Annotated in this window: 14 protein-coding genes; 13 read left to right on the top strand and 1 reads right to left on the bottom strand. The window is 67.9% G+C overall.

Annotated features, from left to right (window positions below):
* Positions 1-3: 3 nt before the first annotated feature.
* Entirely contained in the window at positions 4-1,038 is a 1,035-nt protein-coding gene (locus tag ACTIF2_RS22815) for an ABC transporter substrate-binding protein (protein WP_439499415.1), read from the bottom strand.
* A gap of 116 nt (positions 1,039-1,154) precedes the next feature.
* Here ACTIF2_RS22815 and ACTIF2_RS22810 point away from each other — a divergent pair, with 116 nt between their 5' ends.
* From ACTIF2_RS22810 to eutC, 13 genes are all read left to right on the top strand, one after another.
* A complete protein-coding gene (locus ACTIF2_RS22810; protein WP_439499414.1) occupies positions 1,155-2,057 on the top strand; it encodes a LysR substrate-binding domain-containing protein in 903 nt (300 codons plus the stop codon).
* Between the two features lie 70 nt (positions 2,058-2,127).
* The gene (locus tag ACTIF2_RS22805) at positions 2,128-3,015 is read left to right on the top strand and encodes a LysR family transcriptional regulator (RefSeq protein WP_439499413.1); all 888 of its coding nucleotides are present in this window, start codon (positions 2,128-2,130) and stop codon (positions 3,013-3,015) included.
* 143 nt (positions 3,016-3,158) lie between these two features.
* Entirely contained in the window at positions 3,159-3,965 is an 807-nt protein-coding gene (locus tag ACTIF2_RS22800) for a carbon-nitrogen hydrolase family protein (RefSeq protein WP_439499412.1), read from the top strand.
* 12 nt (positions 3,966-3,977) lie between these two features.
* Positions 3,978-4,646, top strand: a complete 669-nt coding sequence (locus ACTIF2_RS22795; protein ID WP_439499411.1) for an RraA family protein — start codon at positions 3,978-3,980, stop codon at positions 4,644-4,646.
* 79 nt (positions 4,647-4,725) lie between these two features.
* Positions 4,726-5,772, top strand: coding sequence for an ABC transporter substrate-binding protein (locus tag ACTIF2_RS22790; RefSeq protein ID WP_439499410.1), 1,047 nt, complete (start codon positions 4,726-4,728; stop codon positions 5,770-5,772).
* A 17-nt stretch (positions 5,773-5,789) separates the two neighbouring features.
* Complete coding sequence (locus ACTIF2_RS22785) at positions 5,790-6,869, top strand: ABC transporter ATP-binding protein (protein WP_439499409.1); 1,080 nt, start codon at positions 5,790-5,792, stop codon at positions 6,867-6,869.
* Between the two features lie 23 nt (positions 6,870-6,892).
* Positions 6,893-7,756 carry an ABC transporter permease gene (locus ACTIF2_RS22780; protein WP_439499441.1) on the top strand — a complete coding sequence of 288 codons (864 nt, stop codon included), beginning with the start codon at positions 6,893-6,895 and terminating at the stop codon, positions 7,754-7,756.
* Positions 7,757-7,769: 13 nt separating this feature from the next.
* Positions 7,770-8,564: an ABC transporter permease gene (locus ACTIF2_RS22775; protein WP_439499408.1), complete on the top strand. Its 795-nt coding sequence runs from the start codon at positions 7,770-7,772 to the stop codon at positions 8,562-8,564.
* A 170-nt stretch (positions 8,565-8,734) separates the two neighbouring features.
* Positions 8,735-10,783 carry a hydantoinase/oxoprolinase family protein gene (locus tag ACTIF2_RS22770; RefSeq protein WP_439499407.1) on the top strand — a complete coding sequence of 683 codons (2,049 nt, stop codon included), beginning with the start codon at positions 8,735-8,737 and terminating at the stop codon, positions 10,781-10,783.
* 12 nt (positions 10,784-10,795) lie between these two features.
* Positions 10,796-12,496 (top strand): hydantoinase B/oxoprolinase family protein, encoded by a 1,701-nt coding sequence (locus ACTIF2_RS22765; RefSeq protein ID WP_439499406.1) that lies wholly within the window; start codon positions 10,796-10,798, stop codon positions 12,494-12,496.
* Entirely contained in the window at positions 12,493-13,524 is a 1,032-nt protein-coding gene (locus tag ACTIF2_RS22760; protein WP_439499405.1) for an Ldh family oxidoreductase, read from the top strand. The genes ACTIF2_RS22765 and ACTIF2_RS22760 overlap by 4 nt, the downstream gene beginning before the upstream one ends.
* Before the next feature lie 79 nt (positions 13,525-13,603).
* Positions 13,604-14,992 carry an ethanolamine ammonia-lyase subunit EutB gene (locus tag ACTIF2_RS22755; protein ID WP_439499404.1) on the top strand — a complete coding sequence of 463 codons (1,389 nt, stop codon included), beginning with the start codon at positions 13,604-13,606 and terminating at the stop codon, positions 14,990-14,992.
* Positions 14,989-15,783: an ethanolamine ammonia-lyase subunit EutC gene (gene eutC / locus ACTIF2_RS22750; protein WP_439499403.1), complete on the top strand. Its 795-nt coding sequence runs from the start codon at positions 14,989-14,991 to the stop codon at positions 15,781-15,783. Before ACTIF2_RS22755 ends, eutC begins: the two co-directional genes overlap by 4 nt.
* Positions 15,784-15,879 lie beyond the last annotated feature (96 nt).

Raw genomic sequence — 15,879 nt, 5'->3', positions numbered from 1 at the left:
GGGTCAACGCTCGATCTCGCGGTTCCAGCGCTTGGTCCATTCCTCGCGCTTGGCGTTGGCGATGTCCCAGTCGACGGCCTTGAGCTGCTTGACCTGGTCGCCATAGGGAATGCCCTTCTGGGCCTCCGGCGGCAGCGTCACCTTCGTATTGGCGGGGCCGGCTCCGTTGCCGGTCGCCATCACCACCTGGACGGCGGGCGAGAGCATGTATTGCAGGAAGGCGTTGGCCTCCGACTCCAGCTTCGAGCCGGCCACCGGGCAGCCGGCGATGCCGAGCGCGTAGCCGCCTTCCTTCGGATAGACGAACTCGGCCGGGTAGCCGGTATCGGCGAAGGCCTTGGCCCGGCCCGAGCCCCAGATGGCGATCGCGGCCTGCCCGTTCTGGAACAGCTCGGTCATCTTCGCGGGGGAGGGTTCATAGGCCAGCACATTGGCATTGACCTCGTCCTTGAAGGTCTTGAAGCCGGGCTCGATATTGCTCTCGCCGCCGCCGGCCAGCTGGGCCATGGCGATCAGCGTGTGCAGCCCGTAGGTGTTGTTGATCGGCGGGACGACGAGCTTCTTCTTGTATTTTGGGTCCTTGAGATCGGCCCAGGAGGTCGGGGCCGGCCATTTGTTCTCGTCGAAGATCTTCTTCGAATACATGATGCCGGTGCCGACCATGCCGAGGCCGACGGCCTTGTTCGACTTGAACAGCATGACGGGGGCGACGTCCTTGTAGATCTCACCCGGCGCGAGCGTGCCGCAGAAGCCGAGCGAGACCGCCTGATAGGCCGGGCCGTCGTCGAGGATGATGACGTCGAGCTGCTGGTTGCCCTTCTGGGCCTGGAGCTTGGCGAGCGTGTCGGTCGAGTTGCCGGCGACATACTCGATCTTGACGCCGGCCTTGGCCTCGAAGGCCGGAATCACGTCCTTGCGCATGACCTGCTCGTAGGAGCCGCCATAGCCGGCGACATAGAGGGTCTTCTGCTGCGCGAGCGCGGGCCCGGCGATCAGGACGGTGGATGCCAGCAACGCGCTCAAAAATCCGGTCTTCATCACATTCCCCTGTTTTTTGTTTGACGAAGGCTAGGCTCGCAGTGGCTAATTCATGCGTCAAATTGAAATTATGGCTCTTCCGATAAGCAAATATTATGTTTAGGCCCACGCCCTAGATGATCAACCCGCGCCAGATCGAAGCCTTCCGCGCCGTGATGGTGACCGGCGGGATCACCTCCGCCGCTCAGGCGCTGAACGTCACCCAGCCGGCGGTGACGCGGCTGATCCGCGACCTCCAGCTCGACCTCGGGCTCACGCTCTTCACCCGGGTGGGCGTCCGCCTGCAGCCGACCAACGAGGCGCTCTCGCTCTATCGCGAGGTCGAGCGGCAGTTCATCGCGCTCGACCGCATCGCCGACGTCGCCCGCGACCTGCGCGAGCATCGGGCCGGCATCCTGCGCGTCGCGGCCCTGCCGGCCTATTCGATCGGCGTCATACCCCGGGCCGTCGGGCGCTTCATGGCCGAGCGGCCCAATCTCGACGTGGCGCTCTATGGCGGGCCCTCGTCGCAGGTCGCCGACTGGGTTCATTCCGGCTTCTGCGAGCTCGGCTATGTCCAGACGCCGCTGGAGCTGCCCGGCATCGTCCTGGAGCCGCTGCCGAAGGTCGCAGCTGTCGCCATCCTGCCGGCCGGCCATCGCCTGGCCGCTCAGGCCGAGATCGGGCCGGAGGATCTGAGGGGCGAATCCTTCGTCGCCCTCGAGCGCTCGACCAAATTGCGCTACCGCATCGACGCGCTTCTCGCCGACCACGGCGTCACGCCACGCTTCATCGTCGAGACCCCGCTCTCGATGATCGCCTGCGGGCTGGTCTCGACTGGGATCGGGCTCTCGATTGTCGATCCGTTCAGCGCGCTGGAATATGAAGGTCGAGGCATCGTCGTTCGCCCCTTCGCGCCGCGAATCCATGTCGAGGTCACGGCGGTCTGGTCGGCGCATCGCTCGCGCTCGCCCGTCGCGCTCGATTTCGCGCAGGAACTCCATGCCGAGATCACCGCGTTCTGCGCGTGCCAGGCATGAATGCTGCGGCTATGGTCCCGATCAGGCCTGGCCGAGGCGGGCCGGCACAGCCAATGAGAGTGGTCCGGGCGTGAATCTCAAGTTCCTCGAAACCTTCGTCTGGGTCGCAAGGCTGCGCAGTTTCTCGGTCGCGGCGGACAAGCTCTGCACGACCCAGGCCGCGGTCTCCAACCGCATCGCCACGCTGGAGCGCGACCTCGGCGTGCGCCTGTTCGAGCGCGATCTGCGCAATGTCAGCCTGACGCCGCACGGTCAGCGGGCGCTGGGCCAGGCGGAGGCCATCGTGCGCATGGTCAACGATTTTCAGCGCGACATCGGCGATGCCAGCAACGAGCGCGGCACGGTGCTGATCGGCGCGATCGACTCGATCGTCTATGCTTGGCTGCCGCGCCTGATCGAGCGCGTGAAGCAGACCTACCCGCATGTCACGATCGACCTCAACGTCGATACCAGCCTCAACCTCGCCCGGCAGATCCAGGATGGGCAGGTCGATCTCGGCCTGATCATGGGGCCGGTGGTCGCCCCGCATATCCGCAATATCGAACTTTGCTCCTTCGACTGCCTCTGGATCGCCGCCTCGAAGCTCGCCCTGAAGCCCGGACGGCTCGCCATCGCCGACCTCGCCGACCACCCGATCTTCGCCTATTCCAAGGGGTCGCAGCCGCATCAGGCGGTGCTGCGCGTCATCGAGACGGCGGGGCTCGACGCCGGCGCGATCCGCGTCTTCAACTCGAACTCGCTCGCCACCATCACCCGGCTGATCCGCGACGGCGTCGGCGTCGCCGTGCTGCCGCGCGTCGTCGTCCAGGAATTTTTGGCGACCGGAGAGCTCTGCGTTCTCGACGTCGATGCGCGTCTGCCGGCGCTGAATTTCCATGCCGTCTTCGCCGACGATCCGGGCAACGCGTTGCCGGCCCTGATCGCCGACATGGCCGTCGAGGTCGCCTCGGCGAGCTGATCGTCCGAGCCTGCCCAAGGATCGGGCAAGGCGTGCCGTCGCCGCTCTCATAAGCAATTCTTGTCGAGCCGAACAAGAATTTCGCGTTTGCCGGGCCGGCTCTGGTTTGTTCTGCTGCGGGCAAGCCTCCAGGGAGAACGCCGTTGAAAGTCTCGCTCGTCCAGATGAACTCGCAGGACGACAAGTCCGCGAACCTCAAGACCGCCCGGGAGATGATCGAGAAGGTCATTGCCGAGGAGAAGCCCGATCTCGTCGTCCTGCCGGAATATTACGCCTTCCTCGATGGCAGCCCGGCTGCGATGCGCGACAGCGCCGAGACCTTTCCGAATGGCGAGAGCTACCGCCTGATGTCGGGCCTCGCCGAGAAGCACGGCGTCACCATCCATGCCGGCAGCGTCTGCGAGCGCGACGGCGACGACTACTACAACGCGACGCTCGTCTTCGGCCCCGACGGCAAGCAGATCGCGCATTACCGCAAGATCCACCTGTTCGACGTCGATGCGCCCGGCGGCGCGAGCTATCGCGAGTCGAACATGGTTTCGCGCGGCAAGGACATCGTCACCTATGATATCGGCGACGTCACGGTCGGCTGCGCCATCTGTTACGACATCCGCTTCGCCGAGCTCTTCCGCAAGCTGCGCGATGCCGGTGCCGACGTCATCGTCCTGCCGGCCGCCTTCACCCTGATGACCGGCAAGGATCATTGGGAGCTGCTGGCGCGCGCCCGCGCCGCCGAGACGCAGACCTGGTTCCTCGCCACCGGCCAGACCGGCACCCATGCCCAGGGCAAGAACGCCTGCTACGGCCATTCCATGGTGATCAACCCCTGGGGCCATGTCACGGCGCAGGTCTCGGACGGCGTCGGCACGACCAGCGCAAGGCTCGATTTCGACTACACCGCCAAGGTCCGTGCCGCCGTGCCGGTCGCCAACCACCACGTCATCGGCTGAGCGGAGCACAGCATGTTCATCGTCAACCCGATGCCGGCGCAGATCCCGGCCGAGCTCGTCGCGCTGCTGCAGAAATGCGAGGTCGCGACCATCGGCCATGTCCTGCATTCCGGCTTCGTCGGCCGCGAGATCCGCGCCGTGCTGCCGACCAAGCGCGTCGCTGGCACCGCCGTCACGCTGCGCATCCCGCATGCGGATTCGACCGCGCTGCACTACCTGACCAAGCTGGTCCGGCCCGGCGACGTGGTCGTGATCGACCGCTGCGGCGACACCAAGCATGCCTGCTGGGGCGGCGTCGTCACCCATTCGATGAAGAATGCCGGCGTCACGGCCGGCGTCATCGATGGGCCGGCCACGGATTTCTCCGAGATCGTCAAGACCGACATGCCGATCTGGTGCCGCGGCCCGTCGCCGATCACCACGAAAATCCTCGGCACCGAGGGCGCGATCAACGTGCCGGTCAGCGTCGGCGGGCAGACGATCGAGCCGGGCGACGCAGTGCTTTGCGACGAGAGCGGCGTCGTCGTCCTGAAGGCCGCGACCGCTGAATCCTATGCCCGGCGCGCCATCGAGATGCAGGAGCAGGAGCTCGTGCTGCTCGAGCGCCTGCGCAAGGGCGAGAAGCTGCCCGACATCTCGGGCGCGACCGCCATGGTGGAGGGCAAGCTCGCCAGGGCCTGAAATTGTGAAGGCTTGAATCCGGACGACCAAGCGGGCGGCGCCAAGCCGCTCGCATAACCATAACCACAGGGGAAGTCAGATGAAGTCCTATGCCAAGATCGCGATCGGCGCCGGCCTCGCCACGGCGCTTCTGTCGAGCGCCGCGCTGGCGCAGCAGACCGTCACGTTGATGGCCTATTCCGGCCTGTTCCAGGAGCGCTACGCCAAGGCGGTGGTCGAGCCCTTCATGAAGGCCAATCCCGACATCAAGGTCGAGTATTTTCCGATGCCGAACTCGGCCCAGATGCTCGGCAACCTCCGCGCCCAGAAGGCCGCGCCCCAGGCTGACGTGGTCATCATGGACGTCTCGGTCTCGAAGGCCGCGACCGACGAGAAGCTCCTGACCAAGATCGACGAGAAGAGCGTCCCCAACGTCGCCGATCTCTATCCGACCGCCCGCATCCCCGATGTCGACGGCGTCGCGGTGACCTTCGACAACCTCGTCCTGCTCTACAACACCGACGTGGTGAAGGAAGCGCCGAAGTCCTGGATGGACCTCGCCGACAAGAAATACGCCGGCAAGGTCGCCATTCCGGGCATGCCGGACATCCAGGGCCTGTCGCTCGTCCTGATCGCCGACAAGGCGCGCGGCGGCACCGACTATCTCAAGAACGTCGACAAGGGCATCGCCGCGCTCGGCGAGATCGCTCCCAACGTGCAGACCTGGGAGCCCAAGCCCGAGGTCTATGTCACGATCGTCTCCGGCCAGGCCACGGTCGGCGCCGGCTGGAACGCCCGCGCGCAGGTCAATATCGACACCTCGAACGGCAAGCTCGGCGCGACGCTGCCGGCGGAAGGCAGCGTCTTCCAGATCAATACGATCAACCAGGTCGCCGGCGGGCCCGGCAAGGACGCCGCCACCAAGTTCATCAACTACGCGCTCGGCCCGGAGGCGCAGAAGGCCTTCACCGAGGCGATGTTCTACGCTCCGACCAATGCCAAGGCGCAGATCTCCGAGGCCGCGATCGAGCGCACCGCGGTCAAGTCGATGGACAAGGTCATCGCGGTCGACTGGATCGCGCTCGCCAAGGTCCGTGAGCCGATCATGAACGAGTGGCGCCGCAAGGTGATCCCGCTGAGCCGCTGAGCGGGAAGGTGCCGATCATGACCAGCCGAACCGACGCGCCGGAAGGCTTCCTGTCGATCCGTGGCCTGACCAAGCGCTATGGCGATTTCGTCGCGGTCGACGATCTCGATCTCGAGGTTCCGAAGGGCGAGCTCGTCGCCTTCCTCGGCCCCTCGGGTTGCGGCAAGACGACATCGCTCAGGATGATCGCGGGCCTCGTGCCCGCGACCGCCGGCCGGATCGTCGTCGGCGGCAGCGACCTGACCGAGGTCGCGACGCATCGCCGCGACATGGGGCTGGTCTTCCAGAGCTATGCGCTGTTCCCGCATATGAGCGTCGCGCGCAATGTCGCCTTCGGCCTCGAGATGCGCGGCGTGGCGAAGGACGAGATCGCGCGGCGCGTCACTGAGGCGATCGCGCTCGTCCATCTCACCGGCAAGGAGGAGCAGCGGCCCGGCCAGCTCTCCGGCGGCCAGCAGCAGCGCGTCGCGCTGGCGCGGGCGCTGGTCATCCGGCCCTCGATCCTGCTGCTCGACGAGCCGCTCTCCAATCTCGACGCCAAGCTGCGCGACGAGATGCGCAACGAGATCCGCGACATCCAGAAGCGGCTCGGCATCACCGCGATCTTCGTCACCCATGACCAGGTCGAGGCGTTGACCATGTGCGACAAGGTCGCCGTGCTCAACCAGGGCCGGCTCGAGCAGCTCGGCACGCCGGTCGAGCTTTACGAGACGCCGAAGACGGCCTTCGTCGCGAGCTTCGTCGGCCGCACCAACCGCCTCAGCGCCGTCGCCCGCAATGGCGCGGCCGAGTTCGCCGGCCAGCGGATTCCCGCGCCTGCCGGGCTCGAGGGCCCGGTCGAGGTGATGATCCGGCCCCATCGCGTCGGTCTCTCGCCGGCCGCAGCCGCAGGCGATCCGGGTTGCCAGCAGGTCACGGGCACCGTCGCCCGCGCGACCTTCGCCGGCGACATCCTGCAATACGATGTCGATGTCGCCGGCCAGATCGTCTCGGTCGAGCTCGCGACGCGCGGCGGCGAGAGCGTGATCGAGCCCGGCCGGCCGGTGACGCTGACCTGGCGGCCGCAGGACATCTTCGTCTACGGGGCGGCGGCGTGAGCGCGGCCGCCCCAGCCGTCGTCATGCCGGCGCCAGCGGCTGCCGAGGAGCGGCGCGCCGGCCTGTCGCTGGTCGTGCTGCTGATCCTGCCGATCGCGCTCGTCAACGCGTTCGGCTTCCTGGTGCCGGTGCTCAACCTGCTGCGCATGTCGTTCTACGAGTCGCAGCCGACCGGCGCGATGGTCGAGGTCTATACCTTCGCGACCTGGTTCTCGCTGCTGCGCGACAGCTTCTACGGCGAGCTCATCCTCAACAGCATCGGCGTCAGTCTCGGCATCACGCTGATGACGCTGGTCTGCTCCTATCCGATCGCGCTCTATCTGCACCGGTCCAGCGGCACTTGGCGCACGGTCCTGCTGGTCCTGGTCATCTCGCCTTTGCTGACCTCGGCGGTGGTGCGCACCTATGGCTGGGTCGCGATCCTCTCGGAGAACGGCCTCGTCAACAACGCGCTCGGCGCCATCGGCATCATGCCGCTCAAACTGATGTTCAACAAGACCGGCGTGGTCATTGGCCTCACCGAGATCCTGATGCCCTACATGATCCTGGCGCTGCTCGCCGGCTTCGGCCGGCTCGATCCGCGGGTCGAGGAGGCGGCGTCCACGCTCGGCGCGCCGCCCTGGAAGGTCTTTCGGCATATCGTCGTGCCGCTGACGCTGCCCGGCATCGCGCTCGGCTCGCTGCTCTGCTTCGTGCTCGCGGTCTCGTCCTTCATCACGCCGAAGCTGCTCGGCGGCGGCCGGGTCTTCCTGCTCGCGACCGAGATCTACGACCAGGCGATCGTGACGCTGAACTGGCCGCTCGCGTCCTCGCTCTCGATCCTGGTGCTCGTCATCTTCGGCGGCGCGCTCGTGCTCTATACCCGCGCCCTGCGCGCGATCATGTGAGGGGAGGGACATCATGGACGAACGCCCGATTTCCCCGACCCTGAAGTTCCTCGCCTTCGCGATGTTCCTCTTCCTGCTGGCGCCGCTGGTCGTCGTTGTGCCGATCTCGTTCTCGGGCGACAGCTACATGATGTTCCCGCCATCGAGCTGGAGCACCAAATGGTATCCGGCGATCTTCGCCGACGGGAAGATGGTCTCCGCCTTCTGGACCAGCCTGCTGCTCGCCTTCGTGGTGACCGTGCTCAGCCTGCTCATCGGCTTGCCGGCGGCCTATGCGTTGGTCAGGCTGAAGCCGCGCGGCGCCGAGTTCCTGTCGAGCCTGTTCACCGCGCCGCTGCTGCTGCCGACGATCGTGCTCGGCCTCGCCATCCTGATCGTGTTCTCGGGCTATGGGCTGCTCGCCACCTTCCAGGGCCTGGTCGCGGCGCATCTGGTGGTGACCTTGCCCTATGCGATCCGCGTGCTCTCGACCGCGCTCGCCACCTTGCCGATCCCGGTCGAGGAAGCGGCGGCGACGCTGGGCGCCTCGCCGCTGACGGTCTTTCGCCGCGTGACCTTGCCGATGATGCGCTCCGGCATCGTCGGCACCACGGCGCTCTGCTTCCTCGTCTCCTTCGACGAGGTCGTGCTGTCGCTGTTCCTGACCGGTCCGCGCATCTCGACCTTGCCGGTCGCGATGTATCACCGCGTCGAGCAGCAGGCCGATCCGCTGGTGGCGGCGCTGTCGGTGCTGCTCGTCGTCCTCACCCTCGTCGTCGTCCTCGTGGTGGACCGCACCTCGGGCCTCGCCAAGACCTTCGTCAAATGAAGCCGATCATTCGCTCGGACCCGCGTCGTCATCCCGGAGCTCCGCTTCGCTGCGGCCGGGATGACGCCGGGTTTTTGAACGCGAAACGCTGCCTCTAGAGCCGAACCGAACGCCCATCTTTCGAACCTGGCCTGCTCGCGTCGCGAGCGGGAACGCTGGAGCCTTGCCTGATGCAACAGGACATTCGCATCGCCGTCGATATCGGCGGCACTTTCACCGATATCGAGATCCTCGATGCCGGCTCCGGCGCGATCCACCAGATCAAGACGCCGAGCACGCCGAAGGATCCCTCGATCGGCCTGCTGACCGGCATTCGCGAGGCTTCCGAGCGCTTCGGCTTCCCGATGGACGCGGTGCAGTACCTGCTGCACGGCACGACGATCGCGACCAACGCCGTGCTGGAGCGCAAGCTGCCGCTCGGCGCCATCGTCACGACCGCCGGCTTCGAGGACGTGATGCAGATCGGCCGGCATGGCCGCAGGGACGTCTATGCGATCACGCTGGAACAGCCGGAGCCGCTGGTCGCGCGCCGCTTCTGCTTCGGCGTCGAGGAGCGCGTCAGTGCCGACGGGCGCGTCATCGCCCCCTTGCAGGAAGAAGGGGTGCGCCGCATCGCGGCCTGGCTCGCCGAGGCGGATGTCAGGTCCGTCGCCGTCTGCCTGCTCCATGCCTATGCCAATCCGGCGCATGAGCGACGCGTCGGCGAGATTCTGAGCGAGCTTCTGCCGGGCGTCGCGATCTCGCTCGCCTCCGATATCTCGCCCGAGATCCGCGAATACGAGCGCATGTCGACGACGGCGCTCAACGCGCTGCTGATGCCGATCGTCAAGAGCTACACCGACCGTCTTGCCGGGCGGCTCAAGGAGGAGGTGCCGCAGTCCCAGGTCTATCTCGTGCAGTCCAATGGCGGCGTCTCGGGCCTCGCCAAGGCCGGCCGCGAGCCGGCCCGCCTGCTGCTTTCTGGCCCAAGCGGCGGCGCGGCTGCCGCCAGGCGCCTCTCGGTCGAGCTCGACGAGCCCAATCTCGTCGCCGTCGACATGGGCGGCACGTCCTTCGACGTCTCGGTCGTGCATGACGGCACCATCTCGATGGTCAACGAGGGCGAGGTCGACGGGCTGCCGGTGCGGCTGCCGATGATCGAGATGCGGACGATCGGTGCTGGCGGCGGCTCGATCGCCTGGGTCGATGACGGCAAGCGGCTGCGCATCGGCCCGCACAGCGCCGGCGCCGATCCCGGCCCCGCCTGCTACGGCAAGGGCGGCACGGCGCTGACGGTGACCGACGCCAACCTTCTGCTCGGCCGGCTCGACGGGGCGAGCTTCATGGGCGGCGCCATGCCGCTCGACCGGCAGGCCGCGCGCCGCGCCGCCGAGGCCGTCGCCGCCCCGCTCGGGCTGTCGGTCGACGAGACGGCGGCGGGCGTCATCGACGTCGCCAATTCGGCGCTCGCCATGGCGATCCGCCTTTCGCTCTTCGAGAAGGGGCTCGATCCCGAGGATTTCGCCATGCTCTCCTTCGGCGGGGCCGGCGGCGTCCATGCCTGCGAGGTGGCGGAAGAGCTCGGCATCCGCCGCGTCATCTTCCCGGCCCATGCCTCGACCCTCTCGGCCTGGGGCATCCTCTGGTCCGACATCGCCCATGATCTCAGCGCCACCCGTATCGGCCCGTTCGCGGAGCTCGCTCCGGAGCTCGCCGCGACGGCCTCTCGCCTGATCTCGGAGGCCGAAACTCTGCTCGCCGAGGATGGCGTCGCGCCGCAGGCACGCCGCTTCGAATGGGCCGTCGACCTGCGCTATGCCGGCCAGGCCTTCGACCTGCGCGTGCCGCTGGAGGAGGCCGATTTCTCGGCTGCAGGCGCCGCCAGGGCGAGCGCCGCCTTCCACGCCCTGCACAAGCAGCGCTTTTCCTATGACGAGCCGGAGGTGGCGGTCGAGATCGTCGCGTTGCGGCTGAAGGCGGTCGGCGCGCTCGCCAAGCCGGTGCCGGCGCGCCGCCATGCCGAAGCCGCGACGGCGACACCGCATACCCGCCCCGTCCACGGCCGCGGCGCGGCCGTCGACACGCCGGTCCGGGCGCGCGAGGCGATCAGTGCGGGCGATCCGGTCCTCGGCCCGGCCATCGTCGAGGAGCCCTATACCTCGATCTACCTGCCATCCGGCTGGAGCATCGCCGCCCACCCCGCCGGCGCCCTGATCGCCGACCGCAGCACCGCGCAGTGAGGCCTTGAGACAATGAGCACGCATCAGCAGGGCATCGACCCCGTCCGCCTCGAGGTCATCCGCAACGCCCTGGTCGCGGCGGCCGAGGAAATGAGCATCACCATCTGGCGCACCAGCCGCTCGACCGTGGTGCGCGAGATCCTCGACTTCTCGACCGCCGTCTTCGACGCGCAGGGCAACAACATCGCGCAATCGGCCCGCATCCCGGTCCATCTCAACTCGATGTCGGACTGCCTGCGCACGATCCTCGACCGCTTCATCCCGCTCGAGAAATGGAACGACGGCGACGTCATCGTCACCAACGATCCCTATTCCGGCGGCCAGCATCTGCCCGATATCCAGACCTTCCGTCCGGTCTTCGTCGATGGCGAGCGCGTCGGCATCGTCGGCACGCTCTGCCACCATGTCGATGTCGGCGGCGGCGCGGCCGGCAGCTACTACGCCAATGCGACGGAGGTCTTCCAGGAAGGCATCCGCATCCCGCCTTTGCGCCTCGTCGACAGGGGCGTGCTCAATACCGGCGTCTTCGAGATGCTGCTGCACAATGTGCGCCAGCCGGACGAGACGCGTGGCGACCTGAATGCCCAGATCGCGGCGCTCGGCATCGGCGAGCGGGCGGTGGCGCGGATGGCGCGGAAATACGGCCCGGCCCCGCTGGCCGCGGCGATGTCCGCGATCCTCGACGGCTCGGAGCGGATGGTGCGGGCCGCGCTCAAGGCGCTGCCGGACGGGGAATCCTCCTTCGTCGAGCTGGTCGACGATGACGGCCAGTCGCAGGAGCCGATCCGGCTCGCCGTCAGGATCATCAAGCAGGGCGAGAGCATCACGCTCGATTTCGAGGGCTCGAGCCCGCAGGTGAGGGGGCCGGTCAACAACACGCCGGCCATGACCTGCTCGGCGGTCTATTACGCGCTGCTGGCGGCGCTCGGCGGCGACATCCCGGCCAATTCCGGCTGCTATCGCGCGGTCACGGTGAAACTGCCGGAGGGCAGCGTCGTCAATGCCGTCTTCCCGGCGCCGGTCGCCGGCCGCATGGTCGTCAATCATCGGATCGCGACCGCCGTCTTCGGCGCGCTGGCCCAGATCATGCCGGAGCGCATCCCGGCCGCCTATTACGCGATCTCCTATGTCTACGCCCTGCAGACCACCAACCCGAACGGCAAGCGCCAGGTCTATTTCGACATCGAGGTCGGCGGCTGGGGCGGCCATGCCAGAGGCGACGGCGCCAGCGCCTTGTCCTGCGGCCTGCACAACAACACCAACGCCCCGATCGAGATGGTCGAGGCGAAATATCCGGTCACCTTCACGAGATACGGGCTGATCCCGGATTCCGGCGGCGCCGGCGAGTTCCGCGGCGGCCTCGGCCTCGTGCGCGAATGGCGGCTCGACGCGGCCGAGGGCACGCTCTCAACCAATTTCGAGCGCTTCCGGCACGCGCCCTACGGCATTTCGGGCGGCGAGAAGGGCTCGCTCAGCCGCACGACGGTGACGCGTCCGGACGGTTCGAAACTCTCTCTGCAATCCAAGGTCTCGGGCATCCCGCTCCAGGCGGGCGATCTCGTCACTATCGAGACCTCGGGCGGCGGCGGCTTCGGCGATCCGGGCAAGCGCGATCCCAAGCGCCTGGCCCGCGACCTCGCCGACGGGATGGTCACGCCGCAGGCCGTGACCGGGCTCTACCGGGTCGAGCAGGCCAAGGAGGAAGCGGCATGAACACGCATGTTCCGACCGAAGGCGTCCGGCTCACGCTGGCGCAGGTCGAGGCGCTGACGCGCAAGGTCCTGCTCGCCTGTGGCGTCGATCCGCGCAACGAGGCGCCGATCACCGCCTCCGTCGTCGCGGCGGAGGCCGAAGGCGTGCACAGCCACGGCCTCGCCCGGCTGCCGACCTATTGCGAGCATGCCCGCGTCGGCAAGATCGATGGCAAGGCGAGGCCCGTGCTCGACAGCCCCAAACCCGGCCTCGTCCGCGTCGACGCCAAGGGCGGCTTTGCCCATCCGGCCATCGATTTCGGCCTGCCGGCGCTGTGCGAGGCGGCGAAGGCCCAGGGCATCGCCGCGCTCGCCGTCACCAACTCCTATAACTGCGGCGTCGTCGGCTATCATGTCGAGCGCATCGCGCGGCAGGGGCTGCTCGCGCTCGGCTTCGTCAATGCCCCGGCCTCGATCGCGCCGGCGGGCGGCGCCAAGCCCGTCTTCGGCACCAATCCGATCGCCTTCGCGGTGCCGCGGGTGGGACGCGAGCCGCTGGTGCTCGACCAGTCCTCCAGCGTCGTCGCCAAGAGCGAGATCGTCGTCCATCAGCAGCGTGGCGAGCCGATCCCGCTCGGCTGGGCGCTCGACAAGGACGGTAATCCGACCACCGACCCCAAGGCGGCGCTCGCCGGCGGCTCGATGGTTCCGTCAGGCGGCTATAAGGGCGCGGGGCTGGCGCTGATCGTCGAAATCTTCGCGGCCTGGCTGACCGGCGCCAATCTCTCGATCGACGCCTCATCCTTCGCCGACAATCTCGGCGGCTCGCCGCGCACCGGCCAATTCTTCATCGCGATCGATCCCGGCGAACTGGCGGGCGAGGGCGCCTCGACCCGGCTGGAACGGCTGTTCGAGGCCATCGCGGGCCAACCGGATGCGCGCCTGCCCGGCGAGAGGCGCACCAAGGCGCGCAGCCGGACCGCGAAGGATGGCGTCGCGATCTCGCGAAAGCTCTTCGACACGATCGAGGCCTACGCCGCTCCGGCATAGGCCCTGCATGCAGGCCGGCGGCTTGCGCTCCGGCGCGGCCATACCCACACTCGGCGAGGCGCTTCCGGGAGACAGGTCCATGGCATACCGGGTCGCGGTCGGCGGACAGACCCATCTCTTCGCCGATCTGAAGACGCTGATGGCGAAGGCGACGCCCTTGCGCTCGGGCGACATGCTCGCGGGCATCGCGGCCGGCAGCATGGAAGAGAACATGGCGGCCAAGATCGGGCTCGCCGATCTGCCGCTGCGGACCTTCCTGCAGGAGGCTCTGATCCCCTATGAGGAGGACGAGGTCACCCGGCTGATCCTCGATACGCATGACGCGGCAGCCTTCGCGCCGGTCGCCTCGCTCACGGTCGGCGAGTTCCGCGACTGGCTCTGCTCGGAGAAGGCGACGCCGGAGAGCCTCGCCGGCATCGCACGTGGTGTGACGCCCGAGATGGCGGCGGCCGTTTCCAAGCTCATGCGCAATCAGGACCTCATCCTCGTCGCGCGCAAATGCCGGGTGGTGACGCGCTTCCGCGACACGATCGGCCTGCCCGGCACCATGGCGGTGCGCCTCCAGCCGAACCACCCGACCGACGATGCCGCCGGCATCCTCGCCTCGACCGTGGACGGGCTGCTCTATGGCTGCGGCGATGCGGTGATCGGCATCAACCCGGCTTCCGACTCGCTGCCGGTGCTCGGCGATCTGGTTCGCTTACTGGACGAGCTGATCCGGCGCTTCGACATCCCGACCCAAAGCTGCGTGCTGACCCATGTCACCAGCGCGATCGCGCTGATCGGGCAGGGCGCGCCGGTCGATCTCGTCTTCCAGTCCGTCGCCGGGACGCAGAAGGCGAATGAATCCTTCGGCATCTCGCTCTCGCTGCTGCAGGAAGGCATGGAGGCCGGCCGCTCGCTGAAGCGCGGCACGGTCGGCGAGAACGTCATGTATTTCGAGACGGGCCAGGGCTCGGCGCTCTCGGCCGACGCGCATCACGGCGTCGACCAGCAGACGCTGGAAGCGCGCGCCTATGCGGTCTGCCGGCCGTTCGAGCCGCTTCTGGTCAACACCGTCGTCGGCTTCATCGGCCCGGAATATCTCTATGACGGCAAGCAGATCATCCGGGCCGGGCTCGAGGATCATTTCTGCGGCAAGCTGATGGGCGTGCCGCTCGGCTGCGACGTCTGCTACACCAACCATGCCGAGGCCGACCAGGACGACATGGACACGCTGCTGACCCTGCTCGGCACGGCCGGAGTGAACTTCGTCATGGGCGTGCCCGGCGCGGACGACGTCATGCTGAACTACCAGTCCACCTCCTTCCACGACCAGCTCTATGTCCGCGAGGTGCTGGGCCTGCGCCGCGCGCCGGAGTTTGAGGCCTGGCTGCGCCGCATGGAGATCACTGATGCAGCCGGACGCCTGAGCGGCGGGCGGGGCGGACAGGCCCTGCTTTCCGCCATGCCGGGCAAGGCGGCATGAGCGACGACAAGCCGGTTCCTACTGAGGAGCGCTGGGCGGCGCTGACGCGCCTGACGCCTGCGCGCATCGCGCTCGGCCGCTCGGGAGCCTCGCTGCCGACGCGCGAGGTGCTGCGCTTCGGCCTCGCCCATGCCCAGGCCCGCGATGCGGTCCATATCCCGTTTCGGCCGGAGGCCGTCGCTGCGGAACTGGCCGCGCTCTCGCTCGAGGCCATCGAGGTCGCGAGCGCCGCACCCTCGCGCGATCTCTATTTGCGCCGGCCCGATCTCGGGCGGCGGCTCGCGCCGGAAAGCCTCGCGTTGCTGGCTGGCCGCAAGGGCGCGTTCGACCTCGCTTTCGTGGTCGCGGACGGGCTGTCCTCGACGGCTGTCCAGCACAACGCCGCGCCGCTCCTGGCCGCCACGCTGCCTTTGCTGCGGCAGCGCGGCCTGCGCATCGCGCCGGTCGTCATCGCCAGCCAGGCCCGCGTCGCGCTGGGGGATGAAGCGGCCGAGGCGCTCGGCGCGCGAATGGTGGCGGTGCTGATCGGCGAGCGGCCCGGCCTGTCCTCGCCGGATTCGCTGGGCGTCTACCTGACCTTCGCGCCGCGGCGGGGGCTGAGCGATGCGGCGCGCAACTGCATCTCCAATATCCGGCCGGGCGGACTGTCCTTCGAGGTCGCGGCCTTCAAGCTCGCCTGGCTGGTCAACCAGGCGCTTCGTCGCTCGCTCACCGGCGTCGGGCTGAAGGATGAAAGCGAGCTCGCGCTGGTGACGGGTGCTGGGGCGCAAAGCCTTCCCGATTCTGCTTGAAGCGGGCAGGACGTTATCGGGCTCCAGCTTTTCATCCCTCGCACAAGTGGTCGGCGCTGCTCGGCGATGTCGCGCGCGCGATAGGCTGATAGGTCT

Origin of the sequence: Allobosea sp. (assembly GCF_051860145.1) — a bacterium.
Taxonomy (GTDB): domain Bacteria; phylum Pseudomonadota; class Alphaproteobacteria; order Rhizobiales; family Beijerinckiaceae; genus Allobosea.
The sequence above is the reverse complement of the archived record's forward strand: the minus strand, read 5'-3'. Positions and strand labels throughout refer to the sequence as shown.